Origin of the sequence: Wylensekiella montiformis, from assembly GCF_009697385.1 — a bacterium.
GTDB classification, from domain to species: domain Bacteria; phylum Bacillota; class Negativicutes; order Selenomonadales; family Selenomonadaceae; genus Selenomonas_A; species Selenomonas_A montiformis.
Genome location: NZ_VUNL01000013.1, coordinates 1 through 16073, shown reverse-complemented (window position 1 = coordinate 16073; position 16073 = coordinate 1). Strand labels below are relative to the sequence as shown.

Genomic DNA, 16073 nt, shown 5'->3' with positions numbered 1-16073 from the left:
TTTCCTGCTTCTCCTTCTATATTAGAATAGTATTACATATCATGGTTTAGGAGTTGATCATTTTGTCGTTATTTGGACGTGAAGTGGCAGGCAGGCGGCACATCGACGGGCTCGATGTGCTGCGCACGCTGGCGATTGTCGGCGTCACGATCTTCCACATGTTCCCCGAGCGGCTGCCCGGCGGTTACCTCGGCGTTTCTCTCTTCTTCGTGCTCACGGGCTTCCTGCTCGCCTACACGAGCAAGCGCAGCTGGCTCGAGCACCGCTTCCGCGTGAAGGCGTACTACTGGAAGCGCATCAAGCGCATCTACCCGTCGCTCTTCATCGTGCTGCTGACGACGGTCGGCGTCTTTTCCTTCGTGCTGCCGAAGGCCGTCGCGGCCATCCGGCCGGAGTTCCTCTCGATCGTCCTCGGCTACAACAACTGGTGGCAGATCGCGCAGAATGCCGACTACTTCACGCGCCTGACGAATGCCTCGCCGTTCACGCACCTCTGGTTCATGGGCATCGAGATGCAGTACTACCTCGTCTGGCCGCTGCTCTTCGCGCTCTACGCCTTTCTCGACATCCTCGCCGGGCGCCGGGCGGCCCTCGCGGTGTTCGCCTTGCTCGCGCTCGGCTCGGCGGCCGTCATGCCGATGATGTACAAGCCGGACATGGATGTCACGCGCCTCTACTACGGCACGGACACGCGCGTCTACGCGCTGCTCTTCGGCGCCGTGCTCGGCCTCTGGTGGGTCGACCACCCGCGCGCGCGCCTCGGCAAATACAGGATGCTGCTCGGCTATCTCGCCTGGCCCGTACTCGTCGGCGCATCGATTGCCGCCTACTTCCTCTTTGACGGCCAGTCTGCCTACGTCTACGAGTGGGGCATGCTCGCGATGACCGCGCTCTTCTGTGCGCTCCTGCTGCTGACGGCCGACGACCGCTTCTTCGTCGGCGCCGCGCTCGAGAGCCCGGGGCTCCGCTGGCTCGGCTGGCTCGGCAAGCGCAGCTTCGGCATCTACCTCTGGCAGTACCCGGTCATCTACCTCTTCGCCAAGCTCGGCTGGACGCAGCTGCCGTACTACGCGGCGCTCGAGATCGCAGCCATCCTCGTCTTGACCATCTGGTCGGACGCACTCGCGCATGTCATCACGAGCCGCCGCCTGCCGGCCATCCGCGGCCGCCACATCGTCACGGCCTGCATCTTCCTGACAGCCTTCACGCTGCCGGGTCTCACGCTCATGGGCTTCGGCGGCCACGTGATTGCCGTCTCGGCCGACCAGAAGGTCAGCGACACGGGCGAGCTGCAGGAGAGGCTCGCCGCCAATGCCGCGGAGCAGCAGGCGGCCAATGACCAGGCGGCAGCAGAGGCCGCCGAGCAGAAGGCAGCGGAGGATGAAGCCGCGGTCGACCTCTCGGGCGTCGCCTGCATCGGCGACTCCGTGATGCTCGGCTCTTCGGGCGAGCTTCGCAAGGTGCTGCCGGGCTGCATCATCGATGCGGAAGTCTCGCGTTACGTCGGCGGCGGCCTCGACGCGGCGAAAGAGATGGCAGCGCAGAGACGCCTCGGCAAGAACGTTGTCATCGCGCTCGGCACGAACGGCCCGATTGCCGGCTACGAGAAGTACGAGGTCCAGACGCGCGCGCTCCTCGAGTATCTCGGTCCCGACCGCCACATCTTCTGGGTCAATGTCTACTGCCCGGAGCTCTCGTGGCAGCAGACGAACAACGGCTACCTCGCGAATATGGCCAAAGACCATCCGAACGTGACGATCGTCGACTGGTACGGCCTCGTTTCCAAGCATCCGGAATGGCTCGGCGGCGACGGCATCCACCCGAACGACGAGGGTACGGCGGCCTATGCCAAGCTCATCCACGACACGATGGCAGAGGCGCTCGCGCATCCCGCGGCCGACTGATGACGCTTCCATGGATTTTCTATCGTTTTCCGTTACTTTTCAGAATACCCGCTTATACTGGTATCTCCTGCTTGTCGCCATCGTGCTGCTCGCCGGCGTGCTGACGACGTCCGTCATCGTGCGCCGCTACGAGGCCAGCCTGCCCGTGTCGGAGGAGATCCGCCGCGGCACGCGCGACCTCGAGTACCGATGACAACTGCAAAAAATGTACCATCGAGGTTCTGAAATAACTTGAATCTGACTCCAATCCCGAGTAGTATAAAAATGTCATCATGCCGGGCTACACGCAGCTGATTCGCGGCATGAAGGTCCGCAGGGATGTCATGAAGAAGGCCGTGACGGAGGACTTCTCCAATGCGACCGATCTCGCCGACTACCTCGTCAAGAAGGGCATGCCGTTCCGCAAGGCGCATGCCGTCTCGGGCCAGGCCGTCCACGATTGCATCGAGAAGGGCATCTACCTTGAGGATATGAGCCTCGAGGATTTCCAGAAGCTCTCGCCGCTCTTCGGCGCCGACATCAAGGAGGCCATCAGCCCCGAGACGTGCGTCAAGAACCGCAACTCGCTCGGCGGCACGTCCTACAAGCAGGTAGAGCTCCAGCTCCACGCCGCGCACGATTTGCTTGCCGCAGAGGAAAAACTCTCGGATAAGGCGGCAGGCCAGCAGATTCAGGTTAACGAAAACAATCCGGACTGGCCTGTTGATAAAGAAAGAAACGAGTACCTGGTAAATGTCGGAAAAGGCATTTACCGGGTACTCGTTTTAGTATAACAGGGGTCAGGGGAAAGCGAGATTATTTTAATTCGATGTTGTCGATGCAGATTGCACCTTTGTAACTGGTCAGATAACCGACGATACTGAGTTCGAGATGAGCGATATCCTCCGTTACCTTATCTTCGAAGATAACCCGGACATGTGTTTTTTTCCATGTCGTGCCGGGAATGTCTTTTGCTTTTGCTGTGCCCATATCATCGATTGGCTGATCGATAACCACATTGTCCTTGACCGATGATGCATAGAGCTTTGCTTTCAGCGCAGCATCTCCTTTGAGCTGTGAGGCATCATAATAGAGATCAAAAGACGCCTGGGATATGCCGGCTCCGACCCGGATTGGAGATGCTTTCGTAACGCTTCCGTCCGATAGCTTGATTTCGCTCCAGCTTTGGTCTTTGTCATCCGAAAAATCGACATTGACTTTTAGACATCCTCCATTGGCCGCATCCCAGACGGCCGAAGCATCGCCGCTGTAGCTCCAGCCGCCGATGAATGCCCAGTTCTGCGCATCTTTTTGAAAATCCCAGCTCTTTACCGCCGGAGCTGCGGCTTCACAGACCGGCCCGCTGAGATTGTCCATGCCGGCCGGATCCGGTGCGGCCAGCGTGATGGTGCCGAGAAGGAAAGTTGTGCTGCAAAGCGCAGTAAGACGATGGTGGGAAAGAGAAAACATAAAAAACACTCCTTTTTGGATAAATAGTATGGTTCCTTCTAATAGAATCTGCTATATGTTGATATTGCCTCATTGGTAAGATTCTTTTCTATGGTTCAGTTTTTTCGTACGACCGGGGACGGCAGTTTCGTGAAATCGATGATGCCGTCCGCGAATAGCGTACTCGGCTCGTTGTAGAAATCAATAAATTCATTGATCATCTCGTGTCCGCGTGTATCGCTTACCATGTATGGTTCAAAGAAATTATGTTCGAGTTTTTCGAAATTCGCCCAGGTCAGGAAATAGGGGACCTGTCGGTCAAGACAGATTTTTGCTACATCCTGAAACCAGCGTTTGTTCCGATTGCCCTTGACCGGAAGTGCTCCGCCGTCACGTACGCCCGCTTCGGTCAGAGCTGTGAGTTTGTTGTGCTTTTGTGCGGTATTCTGCATAACAGCCAGCGTTTGATCCAGATGTTTGAACCATTCTGCCTTTTGCTCATCATTATAAGTATCGACACCGAGTATATCGACATAACGGTCGCCCGGGTAACGGCTCAGATAACTGGCTTCGTCGAAGAAAGGGCCGTTGGGAGAATAGGCATACAGGCAGTTATGCACACCTTTTGTATCGCGGAGGTATTTTACTGTGTAATGCCAAAGTTCCAGAAAATCCCCTTCGTCGATGTTATTTCCGCCCCACCAAAACCATGAACCGTTATGCTCATGCAGCGGACGGAATATGACCGGGATGCCTTTGGCCTGCAGCTTTAGCAGGTAATCGGCAACAAGGTCGAGATAGCCATTGTAGACCTCATTCAGATCCTGACCAGGAAGAATGCGATGCCCGACGTTGCCGCTTAGATTGTTGGGCGAATAGCCGCTGTAGTCCCACTGGCCATTTTTTTTGCCTTTCTTCGCGACTTCTGCGAAATTCGGCATGTGCATGGACAAGGTAAGAATGGCGCCTTTGCGGTGAGCGGCTTCACTAATTTTTATCAGTTTGTCGGTATAAGTCAGTCCTGCCTGACGTTCTGACGGAGTAAGCGTAAGCTCTGCCCCGGTCAGAGAGAGCGCGTCCATTCCGACGATACCGGCGATGGAGCCGGTTACGTCCTCTGTATCGGAGACGGACCCGCTGTCGGTGAGAAACATTTTATGGTGGACATCATTCTGATGGCCGTAAAGAATGTGGCCGGTTTGAGGGAGGGCGGCCAGATATTGATAAAGTGCTGCTGTTTCCGGCGTCGCCTGCCGGTCGATCAATGTGATTTCCTTCGGCGCCTTTTCGGCCAGTGCATCCAGTCCGGGTGCTTCGGCTCTGGCTTTTTCGGCATCGGGAATCGCGGTTTTCTGCACATAGGCAGGATCATCCGGATCGTCGGCCGGGCTGGCCAGCCCGAGCGCGGGCGCTGAACAAAGCATCAGCATGAGAAGGCTGGCAGACAGTCTTTTTTTGTTTGTTTTCATGTTTGATCTCCTATCCTTCGGTTGAGTATTATTTTTTCTTCCTTGCGCTTAGTATATGATATTCGCCTTACCTTGTCAAGAAAAGTATATACTTTTTTTAGACGACCACCTAAATGTTCACAAATTTAGTCATATCTTTTTATTGACATGGGCTATACATGATGCTATACTAACAGCGTTCAATCAATTACCATCCGAATAAGAAACACGAGAAACAAATAGGAGGAAGGTTGGGGGAACCGCCGGGTTCTCTGATGGAAGAGAAAAAGGGGGAATCAGTATGAAAAAATCGCAGCGGATGCTGGGGGCGCTGGCAGCAATCGTCGCAGTGGGGACGGTTGGAGAAACGGCATCAGCCGCTACGGGCGAGGCGATGTTTGCCGATGTGCCGAGCGGTCACTGGGCCTATGCGGCAGTCGAACAGCTGAAACAGGATGGTCTGGTCAAGGGGATGCAGGCGAACCGCTTTGACGGCAATGCCATAGTCACGCGTTATCAGATGGCGCAGATGGTGGCCAGCGCGCTCGCGCATGAAGAGCAGGCAAGCGCTGCCGACAAACAGCTGCTCGATAAATTGTCGCACGAATTCGACAGCGAAATCAACTCGATGCAAACACTGGCAAAGCGCGTGGATGATCTCGAGAAGCACCAGAAGAAGACGGAGGACAACTTCTCGGTCCACGGCTACTTCCAGCAGACGGTCGAAGCGAAAAACCACGCGGGCGGCGATACGAAGAAGAGCCGCTGGTGGGCCAAGGAGTTCTACCTCAATACAGAGGCCAAGCTGCCGAAGGTCATGGGCGACTGGAAATTCAAGATGAATCTCGAGACGAAGATAGGCGGCGACCGCTTCAACGAGGAACATCTGATGAGCGGCAATCATGCCAATCCATATAACGGCGGCCAGATGTACGACGAGCTCTTCAAGCCGAATCTCGCTTACCTCGAGGGCAGCCTTGGCAAGACACAGCTCTGGACGCGCGTCGGCATCCTGCAGCCGTGGGTGCAGAACGGCTTCGTCTACGCGGCCAATCTGCGCGGTCTGATGCTTGAGCACTGGTCAAAAAAATATAACTGGCACGCCTTCGGCGGAGTAGTCGACAGCGACGACGGCGATCTGGCTGTGGGCGCCGGTGCGCAGTACGATAACACGGCAGGAGATTGGAAGAGTGAAATCAGCCAGCCGTGGAATGATAATGTTCGCGCTCATGAAAATTATTATGTAGTGAAAACAGCGGAAACCAACTGGCAGCCGCGCCTTTCGCGCGACGGCAAGACGCCGCTGAGCGAGGTGGAGCAGCAGAAGGTGCTCGACAACGGCGGCACGGGCTCGGACAACGCCAAGAGCAACATCCAGGATATGTTCAACGGCAGTAAGCGCACGAAGAAGACGGTCTACGGCATCGCCTACGACCGCATGTACAGCAAGAAGTTCACGTATTCGCTCGGCGCCTACCGCTACACGTCGGCGGCCTATAACCGCGAGCCGCTCTACGTCGGCGCCGCGACGTTTGACTACAAGCTGGCGCCGAAGCTGATCTTCCGCGGCACGTACGCGCAGGGCAATCAGCACGGCACGAACAGCCACAGCCGCGGCTGGATGGCCGACCTCATGTGGAACTGCAATCCGTGGATGTCAGCGGAGAAGGCACACGCCTTCGGCGCCTATGCCGGCTACCATTACCTCGCGCCGGATTCCTACATCCGCTGCGGGTACGGCGACGGCATCGAGAAAGGTCAGAAGGGCGTCGAGATCGGCATGTACTACAACTTCACCAACAATCTGCAGTACACGCTCAAGTACGGCTTCGGCAAATCGCTGACGTATGCCGACAGCGACTGCCGCCAGCGCGACAAGCTCTATTCCGGCGTGTTCTGCTACTTCTGATGATTCGGTGATTCCTGGGATAACAATGTGAGTAAATAGAGAGCAGGGGGTATTCTCATGTATAACAAGAAATTGGCAATGGCCGTCCTTTCCGCAATGGTCTTTTCCACGTCTTCGGCACTCGCGGCACCGGCAAGCGACCTCTTCAACGATGTCCCGACGAACCACTGGGCGTACGGCGCGGTCGAGCAGCTCGCTAAAGATGGCATCCTGACGGGCTACGGCGATGGCTCCTTCCGCGGCGACCAGACGGTGACGCGCTATGAGATGGCGCAGATCATCGCGAACGCCCGCACGCACATGGCGAAGGCCAGCGCGCCGGACCAGCAGCTCATCGACCAGCTCTCGAGCGAGTTCCGCGATGACCTCGACGCTCTCGGCGTCCGCGTCACGCGCCTCGAGAAGAAGCAGGAGAACGTCCGCATCACGGGCTCCATCGCGCAGAAGTACGACCGCGCTAAACACGACGGCATCAAAAACGAGGATGGCAGCGAGACCTCGCCGCATTGGCGCAAAGAGCTCAAGCTCAACCTCGACGCCGATGTGCCGAAGACGGCGCTGACATTCCATGGCACGTTTACGACACAGATGGACAGCTACGATGGCAGCGGCTTCAATACGGAAGAAGCCGAGAAGGAGACGTGGAACGGCGGCCACGAGCGCCCGAACGTCATGCGCCCGGAGACGTATTACGTCGGTGGCCCGATCGACAAGACCGGCCTCGACGGCAAGTTCGGCGCCTTCTACACGGGCGTGCAGAACGACTTCGTCAACCACGCCGTCATGCGCGGCTTCGACGTTTCGCATAAGGACGATAAGAACTGGTTCAGCGTCTTTACGGGGCGGCTCGATGTCAAGGACAGAGATGCGTCAGAAGAGCTTTCTTCCGGCAGCACCACCAAGACGTTCGGTGAAGCGGATGCAGATTACAGCAACATCATCGAAGAAGGCTGGACCAATCAGGATGGCACGGGCGATTACTACAAGCTCATGCATGTCAAGGCCAGCTCCATCCCGCAGGCCAGCAATACGGTTTCGTCCAAGAATGACTTTATCCGTCACGGATCCACGAGCGCATCGGCGAGCGGCGCGTCGGGCAATGCGGCCGACCAGACCGTCAAGATCACCTATCCGAATAACGGCAGCTGGTCAGCGGACTGGAATAAAGAAAAGAGCGTAGAGGGAAGCACGATGAGCGTCACGGGCAAGACCCTGTCGAAGACCATCAACCGCCGCCGCACGCTGACGGGTGCTGCCTTTGGCCACCGGTTTACGGACCGCCTCGACGCGGAGGCCGGCTATTACGCCTATACTTCGGCGGCCTACGATGAAAATGCGCTGCGCATCTACGCGCTGTCGGCCAATCACAAGATCGGCAGGAAGGGCAATCTCTACGCGGCCTATGCGCACGGCAACCAGGGCGGCTACAATCAGGCCTGGACGGCGGAGTACCAGTTCAACGGCGGCGAGAACATGAGCGCGGAGCCGAACCACGCGTTCGGCTACTACTTCGGCTACCGCTACCTCGCGCCGGATGCGCTCGTCAAGACGGTCTACGAGGACGGCGCGCAGATTGGCCAGCGCGGCTGGGAGGGCGGTCTTGTCTACAACTTCTGCCACAATCTGCAGGGTTTGGTCAAGTATTTTTATGGCAGCTCGATCACGAATCCGGGCTTTGACCGCAGCAAATGGTTCTCGAGCCTGACGTTCAATTTCTGACGTTGTTATATGATTCAAAGAAAGAAGTGTGTATAGAATGAAACATTTTCCGCTGTTGCCTAAGCGGCGGATTGCCATATTAGCAGCCTGCTGCCTCATGGGTACGAGCGCTGCTTTTGCGGCACCGATACCGGCGACGCACCTCATCAGCCGCGGCGTGCCGGCGTATGCTTCAAGCGATAAGCCGGAGCTTGCTAACGATGCGAACTATCAGACGACCTGGAACGGCAAGGCGCCGGGCTGGCTGGCTTACGACCTCAGCAAGGTTCCGCAGGCCAGCCGCGCGAAGTCGGTCGTCGTCTGGTACAGCAGCAGCTATGACTACGACCCGACGATCAAACAGCGCCTCTCGTACGGCAATTTGCAGAACTACACGATCGAGGGGAATACGGCCGCAGGCGGCAAGCTGCCGGCGAGCGGCTGGCAGACGCTCGTGACGGTCAAGGACAATGTCTACCATTCGCGCCAGCACGTGCTCGATCTCTCAAAGTACAACTGGGTGCGCGTCCATGTCGGCACGGTCGATAATGCGAGCGGCCCGAAGGCGGCCATCAACCTCGATGTCTACGAGGCGAAAGACGGCCTTGCCGATGATTGGATTGTCTACGGTGACAGCATCACGGCAGGTTCGGGCAACTTTTCCGGTTCGCCATACGGTCCGGCCGGCCAGCTCGTGAACGCGGCCAATCCGGCCTACTACCCGATCTTCGAGTACGGCGGCACGGGCAGCATCAAGTCGAAAGACGGCGTAAAGAACATCGACAATTGGCTCTCCGTCTTCCCGGGCAAGTATGTCGGCATCGTGCTTGGCACGAACGACTCCTGGGGCAATGGGAAGAACATGGAGAAGTACTATGAGAACATGGACACCATCGTGCAGAAGGTTCTCGCGACTGGCAAGGTACCGGTTGTTGGCAAGATTCCCTGGTCGGCTGAACCCGGGGTGGCTGACAATGCACCGCTTTACAACGCCAAGATCGATGAGCTCTACAAGAAATATCCGAAGAGCGTTCTCAAGGGGCCGGATTTTTGGGCAATCTTCAAGGATCACCGCGATTGGCTTGGGCCGGATGGCGTTCATCCGAGTCCGAAGGGCTACGGTATGATGCGCAAGGCATGGGCTGAGACGATGCTCTCTGTCGGCGCGCGCAAAGGCAAGACGCAGGAGCTAACCCCGGAGCTTGCCAAGGCTTCATGGCACAGGACGGGCAGCGAGGCCGGGAAGAGCACTTTCCTCAGGGGCGAGCAGACGGAGATCGACATTCAGAAAGTCCGCCATGCCGCTAAGACTGGGAAATGACAGGGCGTGAGGCCAGAAGGCAACGCAGTGACAGACGAAAGGAAGAGATCATAATGAAGAAACGCATCTTGCTTGCGGCGGCGCTTCTGAGCATGGGCGCACTCTGTACTGGTGTGCCCCAGAACGCATCGGCTGCGACGATGATTGCACCAAATGACGCGAATCTGCAGTATTTCGGCCGCTGGGATAAGAGCAATGCGCAGGAATACCAGTGTGCGCAGGGGGCTGTTTATATCAAGGCAAACTTCACGGGCACGAGCATCAAGGCAAAGATGCGCGACCCGAACGACAAGTGGCGCGTCAGCATCGATGGCAGCGCGCTCAAGAAGATCAAGCCGAAGGGAAGCGAGACGGTTCTTGCTGAGAACCTCAAACCGGGAACCCACAAGCTGCTCTTTGTGCGTTCGACTGAGGGCTACATGGGTACGACGAAGTTTTACGGTTTTGAACTCGACGACGGTGCGAAGCTTGAGAAACCGGACCCGCTCAAAACGCGCCGCCTCGAATTCGTCGGCGACTCCATCACGGCCGGCGCCAAAAATGACGGCGAACTCAAGGGCGAGAACTACAACGATATCGAAGATAACGATCAGGCTTATGGTCCGAAGGTGTCGCGCATGCTGGGGGCTGACTACAGCATCGTAGCAAAGTCCGGCGAGGGCGTTGTCCACAATTGGGCGGATCCTTGGCCGTCGAATCAGGTTCACACAGCCGATCACTATGTCTGGACGATGTATTCTGACAGGAAATCGGGCGAGCATTCCCTCTGGGACGCGAAGGATTTCCCGATTGATGCGACGATTGTTGCGATGGGAACCAATGATTTCAGCAAGCCGGCACAGCACAGTCCGACCCGGGATGAGTTCGTCGCTGGTTATGTCCACCTGATCAAGACAATCCGTTCAGTGAATCCCGGCAAGAAGATTATCTGCACGGAACCAGTGCCGGGCTGGGTCGGCAAACGGGGACGTGCATGGGTCAAGGCTGCTGTCGATCAGGTGACAGGCGAAGGGATGAAGGAAGTCTACTTCCTTGCAATCAATGATCCGCAGCCGCTGCTCGAAGAGAGCGATTATGCTCATGACAGCACGCATCCGCTGCAGACGGGACATCAAAAAATCGCTGACTACCTCAAAGATAAGATAGCAGCGATTATGGGCTGGAAGTAAACAGGATAAAAGAGAAAAGCAAAAAGCCGGGGCTTGTATTGCGGCAAGCGCCCGGCTTTTTCTGTCCTATTCAAATAAAATTTAATCGATGATAACCGTTTCCAAAGCGAAATGCTTTGGTTCATGCGTGGTGACGCTATAGTTGAAGGGGATGCCGCTGGCGAGAAAGTAGGTTTCCTGTACGACAGCGACCGGAGAATCTGATGCGATGTGCAGTTCCGCGGATTCCTGACTGTTGGCTCCGCGGACCCGGACGATCCGGTGTGCGCTTTGGATTTTCAGATGCAGAGAGTCCCGGATGTAGGAAAAAATGGACTGTTCGGCATGCTGGCGGCGCAGATTGGGGATCAGAAAAATCGGCATATAGCTGGTTTCCAGAGAAAACGGCGTTCCATCTAAAAGGCGTACGCGGACGATGCGATAGACGAATGTTTCATGGTTAAGACGCAGCTGTGTCTTGACTTCTTTTGGGGCGGTGACGATCTCAAAGACTCGTACCTTGCTGGTGACCGCATGGCCCGCATAGACTTTCGACATGCCGAAGAGCTGGCTGCGGCTGTGCCGTATGAGCTTATCGAGATCGTTCATGGCTAGTCCTTTGACAAAGGTGCCGCTGCCGCGTCGTTTGACGATAAGCCCTTCCGACTCCAGATGATCCAGCGCCCGTTTGATCGTCATTTTGCTGGCATGATAGATCTTTTCCAATTCGCTGGTCAGCGGCAGCTGATCATCCGGCTGGTAGGTGCCTTGTGTGATTTTCTGGCGGAGGTCCTCTGCGATGGCCTGATATTTCAACAATCCGATTCACCTCTGTGTATGTTTTATAATAAAATGTTATATCTTTTAACATACCGTTTCTTTCGTATATTTTATAGAAGCCGTATGATTTTGTCAACGTCTGTCAAAGCGGCCCCTGCAATTTCTGCTTGAATACCAACGGGATTTTTAGTAACATTAAGAATGAATTTTACTGGATGTGGCAAAAGGGGGAGGAATCTCTGTGAATTGGTTACGCAAGGCAATCAGGCCAATGGATCTGCTGATCGGAGCGATCGGCTTGTATCTGTTTTTGTTTTCTATTGATTATCAGGCCATGACGCTGATCGATAAGGTTTATGTTGTTTGTTTTGTGATATGGGCGGTACTGCTCATCGTGCGGTGTTATGTTTATTGGAAAGGAAAACGATGAGTAAGGCGGTCTTTTTTGATATTGACGGTACGCTGATCAATATCAAAAATGGGCAGACCTCGATGCACGAGGCGGTCAGGGCGGCCATTCGTGATCTTCGGCGGGCCGGGTGTTATACGTTTATCGCTTCGGGACGGCCATGGGCCTATCTCAGTCCGGATTTTACCTCCTCAGGCCTGTTCGACGGTTTTGTTCTGCTCAACGGAGCAATTGTTCTTCTGGATGGACGCGTTATCTTTCGCAGAAATCTTCCTCTGCCGACGGTGAAGGAAATTGTAGCGATTGCGGAAGCAAACGGCATCGAGTATATTCTGGAAAGCTGGCCGGATGTCTATCTCAAGACGGAGTACCGGGGGCTTGAGAAGGTATATCGTGATATTGATATTCCGGTGGATCGTTTTGTGCGTGATTACGAGTTAGACCGCTTGTCCGTCGGTAAGATGGAATTTCTTTGCGGCACGCCGGGCGCTGGCGGGATCTTTCATAAATTTCTGGCCTGGCCGGGCCTTACAGGACTGATCGATCCGACGCTTCAGCGCTATATGGAACTTTATTCGGCAGAGGTGTCTAAGGCGACCGGTATACAGCAGGCGCTGTCGTATCTGAATATTCCGGTGGAACAAAGCTATGCTTTCGGCGACGGCCTCAATGATCTGGAAATGATGGATGCCGTCGGGCACAGTCTGGTCATGGGCAATGCCGGACGGGAACTGAAGGCCCGGGCAGAGCATGTTTTGCCAACCGTGGATGAAGACGGGGCGGCTGAGGGAATTTATCGTTATATTTTAAAGCGGCAAGGATTCTCTTGCAGATGAGGTGATGGCAATGCGAAAACGAATCGGTATTTTCCTTGGATTGTTGCTGCTTGCTGCAGCGTTTTTGTCTGGCTGCGGCAATACGCCGGGCTCCGGTCCCTCTGCGGCGCAGCAGAGTGCTTCGGCTGCGGATGGATCGTCGTCATCCATGCCTGAGCCGGGGCATTTGGATCTTCGTATGCTGAATGTCGGTCAGGGCGATGCGATTCTGATTCAGACGTCCGAACAGACGGTGCTTATCGATACGAGCGATGTGGACGAGCGTGAAAAACTGCGCAGTGAGCTGCAAAAAGCGGGAGTTCGTAAAATTGACAAAGTCATTCTTACCCATCCGCATGCGGATCATATCGGCGGAATGGAACTGCTTTTGAAGGAATTTCAAGTCGGCGAGGTCTATGATAATGGCATTCTGTCTACTTCGAAATTGTATATCGGTTACCGGAAAGCGTTAAAAACAAAGGGGATTCCATGTCATGCGCTGAAGGCCGGAGATGTTCTGGACTTTGGCGATCATATCTCCTTTCAGGTTTTTGCGCCTTCTGCCGAACAGGTACAGAAAGGAAGCAAAAAAGGGTACAAGCATGACCCGAACAATGAGTCTGTGACAGGAAAGCTGGTTTTTGGAACGTTTTCCATGATGTTTACTGGAGATGCGGAAACCAAAGAAGAGGAGTCTATGCTCGCCCGCTATCAAAAGGATCTGAAAGCATCCGTGCTCAAAGCGGGTCACCACGGCAGCAAGACCTCTTCCTCCAATGTGTTCCTGCGCGCTGTACAACCGGAAGCCGTGTTGATTTCGTGCGGAGCCGGCAATGACTATGGACATCCGCATAAAGAAGCGATGAAGAGGTTTCGGGCGCTGAAGCTGAAGATTTTTGAGACGGATAAGAATGGCACGATCCGGATTACGAGCGACGGGCAGTCTTATCAGATTCAGCCGGAAGAGGGAGGCGCACAATGATTTCTGCGTATATTGATCGCTTTGAGGGAGAGCTGGCCGTGCTTCTTCTTGGCGATGAGATGAAAAAGGTAAATTTTCCCCGGGAGTTTCTTCCTGCGGAGGTCAGCGAGGGAGATTATCTGAAGATAGACATCTCCTATGACAAAGAGGCGACGGAGCAGGCAGAGCAGGAAGCTTTGGACCTGCTGCAAGATTGAGGAGGAACAGTCTGATGGACAAAATATTCCGCTGGGCAAGTTGGGCGGGAGTCATTCTGGCTGTACTGCTTATACTGGTGCCGGGTACTGGTGAAGCAGCGCGTCATAACCGGATGAATGAGCTCAATTACTTTCAGACGACAGAGCTGACCATAGATGGCCGGCAGGCATTTCGTATTGAGATCGGTATGGAACGCGCACCCGCAAAGTATACGGCATCGGTATCGGCGCCGGATCGGCAGATCACGGTCGATCTGCAGAATATGAAGCGCGGCGAGCTGCATCAGGATATTCGCCTTCACAGTAAGCTGGCGGATTCCCTGCACATTCGACAGAGCAGGGAATCCGCTGTGCAGGTTCAGGTGCATGCTCTCCAATCCGTTGATGCAGCGGACTTTCGGGTTTACACCGCGGAACGGGATCGCCGTGCGAGGAAGCCGTATCGGCTTGTCATCGATCTGCTGGAGCCTCAGACCGATCATGGCGGATCGTGGAAAGAGCTGTCCGGCAGGGCAGTGGTGATCGATCCGGGGCACGGCGGCAGCGACAGCGGCGCCATCGGCCCGACCGGCGTTATGGAGAAGGAAGTTACCCTGTCGGTGTCGAAGAAAATAAAAGAGCTGCTGGAACGTTCCGGCGCGCGTGTGCGGATGACGCGGCTTACAGATGTCGATGTCTATGCGCCGAACGATACCGCCAAAGAAGAACTTCAGGCGCGCTGTGATGTTGTGAATCAGTTGCCGGGGGCGGAGGCCTTCGTTTCGGTTCATTGCAATTCGTTCTCGAACCCGGCGGCGCATGGAATGGAAACGTATTATTATGCGCCTTCGGCGGGCGGGCGTCGTCTGGCCGCCCGGCTGAATGAAGAATTGGCGCGTGCAGGCGGATTATACAATCGTGGTGTGAAGCAGGCAGAATTTTATGTGCTGAAACATAACCGTGTGCCGGCCTCCCTGATCGAGATTGGGTTTATTTCCAATGAACGGGAGGAAGCCATGCTTCGTGACGAATCTTATCAATGGAAAATCGCTGGTGCGGCAGTCCGTGCACTGGCTCGTTACTTTTCGGAAGGCAGCAGCCGGACAGAAAATATGAGGTGATATCATGAAGAAGTGGAAGGATATTCTGCTGACGGGGATGATTCTGGCGGCAGCTGTTATGACGGCGGGCTGCGGAACGGCAGGAGAAAGAGGGACAGTAAACGGAACTTCATCGTCGGTCACAGCCGGGACGGGGACTTCTGCCGGAGAGGTGTCCTCTTCTTCTCCTGCGAAGAAGGAAGCGGCGAAAACCATGCAAATCAAAGTGTATTACCCGGATGATCAGGGGATGAAGCTTATTGCGGTACGCCGCACGATCAGCCTGTCAGGCGGCGATAAATATACGGCAGCGATGAAAGCTTTGCTGGAAGGGACGAAGGAGAAAGGGCAGACGAACATCATTCCTCGTCAGACGAAGCTGCGAAGCGTCAGCGTCCGCGGGGATACGGCGTATGTGGATTTCAGCCGGGATCTGGTTCGCCATTTTGCCGGCGGCTCGACCGGTGAGGAGATGCTGGTCGGTTCTGTCGTCAATACCATGACCGGATTTTCTGAGATCCGGAAAGTACAGATCCTTATCGATGGGGAAAAAGTGGAAACCTTAGCCGGACATATGGATCTTTCCGCTCCGCTGACACGGATGAATCATCTGCTGGATTGAGTGGATGTTTTGGTTGCTGTTTTTCAAGGAGAGACTTTCTTTCAGGTGACAGATTCCCCCGTATGGGACGGTGAAGCTCCATCGCCCTGTCCGGGGGATTGTCCTATCCGTTCCTCGAAGCCGTCGGCGGAAGGGAGAAACGGGCTGCTCCCGCCTGAGCGGCAAAGAAGGAATTTTGCAGGGGAGGGCGGTATGCTGTACATAACGTGTAGGTTTGTCAATGATGTGAGACCGATAAAAGTTATCAATTATGAGGCATTCCCATAGATGTAATCCATAATATCGCCTTGGATTTTTGGGGCTTTTTTCGGTTGAAATACAAGGGATAATGCT

The 16073-nt window shown here is 55.3% G+C and carries 15 protein-coding genes and 1 pseudogene; 13 read left to right on the top strand and 3 right to left on the bottom strand.

Annotated features, from left to right (window positions below):
• The first annotated feature begins 62 nt into the window (after window positions 1–62).
• The 3 genes and pseudogenes from FYJ78_RS10695 to FYJ78_RS10685 all read left to right on the top strand — a co-directional run.
• Window positions 63–1904, top strand: coding sequence for an acyltransferase family protein (locus FYJ78_RS10695; protein ID WP_154621376.1), 1842 nt, complete (start codon window positions 63–65; stop codon window positions 1902–1904).
• A 10-nt stretch (window positions 1905–1914) separates the two neighbouring features.
• On the top strand, window positions 1915–2097 hold the full coding sequence (locus FYJ78_RS10690) for a hypothetical protein (protein ID WP_154621375.1): 183 nt from the start codon (window positions 1915–1917) through the stop codon (window positions 2095–2097).
• Window positions 2098–2185: 88 nt separating this feature from the next.
• Window positions 2186–2581 (top strand): annotated as a pseudogene (locus tag FYJ78_RS10685) (argininosuccinate lyase); the annotation flags it as partial.
• A 118-nt stretch (window positions 2582–2699) separates the two neighbouring features.
• Here the strand turns inward: FYJ78_RS10685 and FYJ78_RS10680 are convergent.
• Both FYJ78_RS10680 and FYJ78_RS10675 read right to left on the bottom strand, forming a co-directional pair.
• Window positions 2700–3353, bottom strand: coding sequence for a hypothetical protein (locus FYJ78_RS10680; protein WP_154621374.1), 654 nt, complete (start codon window positions 3351–3353; stop codon window positions 2700–2702).
• 95 nt (window positions 3354–3448) lie between these two features.
• The gene (locus FYJ78_RS10675; RefSeq protein ID WP_154621373.1) at window positions 3449–4801 is read right to left on the bottom strand and encodes a glycoside hydrolase family 26 protein; all 1353 of its coding nucleotides are present in this window, start codon (window positions 4799–4801) and stop codon (window positions 3449–3451) included.
• Window positions 4802–5081: 280 nt separating this feature from the next.
• Between FYJ78_RS10675 and FYJ78_RS10670 the strand changes: the two genes are divergently transcribed.
• Genes FYJ78_RS10670 through FYJ78_RS10655 form a run of 4 tightly spaced genes read left to right on the top strand, consistent with a single transcriptional unit; the run spans window position 5082 to window position 10877 of the window.
• On the top strand, window positions 5082–6689 hold the full coding sequence (locus FYJ78_RS10670; RefSeq protein ID WP_154621372.1) for an S-layer homology domain-containing protein: 1608 nt from the start codon (window positions 5082–5084) through the stop codon (window positions 6687–6689).
• 57 nt (window positions 6690–6746) lie between these two features.
• Window positions 6747–8408, top strand: coding sequence for an S-layer homology domain-containing protein (locus FYJ78_RS10665; RefSeq protein WP_154621371.1), 1662 nt, complete (start codon window positions 6747–6749; stop codon window positions 8406–8408).
• Window positions 8409–8445: 37 nt separating this feature from the next.
• Window positions 8446–9708, top strand: a complete 1263-nt coding sequence (locus tag FYJ78_RS10660) for an SGNH/GDSL hydrolase family protein (protein ID WP_154621370.1) — start codon at window positions 8446–8448, stop codon at window positions 9706–9708.
• Window positions 9709–9761: 53 nt separating this feature from the next.
• Window positions 9762–10877 (top strand): SGNH/GDSL hydrolase family protein, encoded by a 1116-nt coding sequence (locus tag FYJ78_RS10655; RefSeq protein WP_195847948.1) that lies wholly within the window; start codon window positions 9762–9764, stop codon window positions 10875–10877.
• A gap of 81 nt (window positions 10878–10958) precedes the next feature.
• Here the strand turns inward: FYJ78_RS10655 and FYJ78_RS10650 are convergent, their stop codons facing one another.
• Window positions 10959–11675: a GntR family transcriptional regulator gene (locus FYJ78_RS10650; protein WP_154621368.1), complete on the bottom strand. Its 717-nt coding sequence runs from the start codon at window positions 11673–11675 to the stop codon at window positions 10959–10961.
• Window positions 11676–11877: 202 nt separating this feature from the next.
• Here FYJ78_RS10650 and FYJ78_RS10645 point away from each other — a divergent pair, with 202 nt between their 5' ends.
• From FYJ78_RS10645 to FYJ78_RS10620, 6 genes are read left to right on the top strand one after another with little or no spacing between them, the layout of a single operon-like run.
• The gene (locus FYJ78_RS10645) at window positions 11878–12066 is read left to right on the top strand and encodes a hypothetical protein (RefSeq protein WP_154621367.1); all 189 of its coding nucleotides are present in this window, start codon (window positions 11878–11880) and stop codon (window positions 12064–12066) included.
• Entirely contained in the window at window positions 12063–12881 is an 819-nt protein-coding gene (locus FYJ78_RS10640; RefSeq protein WP_154621366.1) for an HAD family hydrolase, read from the top strand. Before FYJ78_RS10645 ends, FYJ78_RS10640 begins: the two co-directional genes overlap by 4 nt.
• A 10-nt stretch (window positions 12882–12891) precedes the next feature.
• Complete coding sequence (locus tag FYJ78_RS10635) at window positions 12892–13842, top strand: ComEC/Rec2 family competence protein (protein WP_154621365.1); 951 nt, start codon at window positions 12892–12894, stop codon at window positions 13840–13842.
• A complete protein-coding gene (locus FYJ78_RS10630; RefSeq protein ID WP_154621364.1) occupies window positions 13839–14039 on the top strand; it encodes a DUF3006 domain-containing protein in 201 nt (66 codons plus the stop codon). Before FYJ78_RS10635 ends, FYJ78_RS10630 begins: the two co-directional genes overlap by 4 nt.
• 14 nt (window positions 14040–14053) lie before the next feature.
• Entirely contained in the window at window positions 14054–15139 is a 1086-nt protein-coding gene (locus FYJ78_RS10625) for an N-acetylmuramoyl-L-alanine amidase family protein (RefSeq protein ID WP_154621363.1), read from the top strand.
• 4 nt (window positions 15140–15143) lie between these two features.
• Window positions 15144–15740 (top strand): GerMN domain-containing protein, encoded by a 597-nt coding sequence (locus FYJ78_RS10620; protein WP_235900014.1) that lies wholly within the window; start codon window positions 15144–15146, stop codon window positions 15738–15740.
• Window positions 15741–16073: the final 333 nt, after the last annotated feature.

Excerpts from the sequence above, each read along its gene's own strand:
- FYJ78_RS10635 (WP_154621365.1), top strand. The coding sequence starts at position 12,892 with ATGCGAAAACGAATCGGTATTTTCCTTGGATTGTTGCTGCTTGCTGCA.
- FYJ78_RS10675 (WP_154621373.1), bottom strand. The coding sequence starts at position 4,801 with ATGAAAACAAACAAAAAAAGACTGTCTGCCAGCCTTCTCATGCTGATG.
- FYJ78_RS10690 (WP_154621375.1), top strand. The coding sequence starts at position 1,915 with ATGGATTTTCTATCGTTTTCCGTTACTTTTCAGAATACCCGCTTATAC.
- FYJ78_RS10655 (WP_195847948.1), top strand. The coding sequence starts at position 9,762 with ATGAAGAAACGCATCTTGCTTGCGGCGGCGCTTCTGAGCATGGGCGCA.
- FYJ78_RS10660 (WP_154621370.1), top strand. The coding sequence starts at position 8,446 with ATGAAACATTTTCCGCTGTTGCCTAAGCGGCGGATTGCCATATTAGCA.
- FYJ78_RS10670 (WP_154621372.1), top strand. The coding sequence starts at position 5,082 with ATGAAAAAATCGCAGCGGATGCTGGGGGCGCTGGCAGCAATCGTCGCA.
- FYJ78_RS10625 (WP_154621363.1), top strand. The coding sequence starts at position 14,054 with ATGGACAAAATATTCCGCTGGGCAAGTTGGGCGGGAGTCATTCTGGCT.
- FYJ78_RS10640 (WP_154621366.1), top strand. The coding sequence starts at position 12,063 with ATGAGTAAGGCGGTCTTTTTTGATATTGACGGTACGCTGATCAATATC.
- FYJ78_RS10665 (WP_154621371.1), top strand. The coding sequence starts at position 6,747 with ATGTATAACAAGAAATTGGCAATGGCCGTCCTTTCCGCAATGGTCTTT.
- FYJ78_RS10630 (WP_154621364.1), top strand. The coding sequence starts at position 13,839 with ATGATTTCTGCGTATATTGATCGCTTTGAGGGAGAGCTGGCCGTGCTT.
- FYJ78_RS10620 (WP_235900014.1), top strand. The coding sequence starts at position 15,144 with ATGAAGAAGTGGAAGGATATTCTGCTGACGGGGATGATTCTGGCGGCA.
- FYJ78_RS10680 (WP_154621374.1), bottom strand. The coding sequence starts at position 3,353 with ATGTTTTCTCTTTCCCACCATCGTCTTACTGCGCTTTGCAGCACAACT.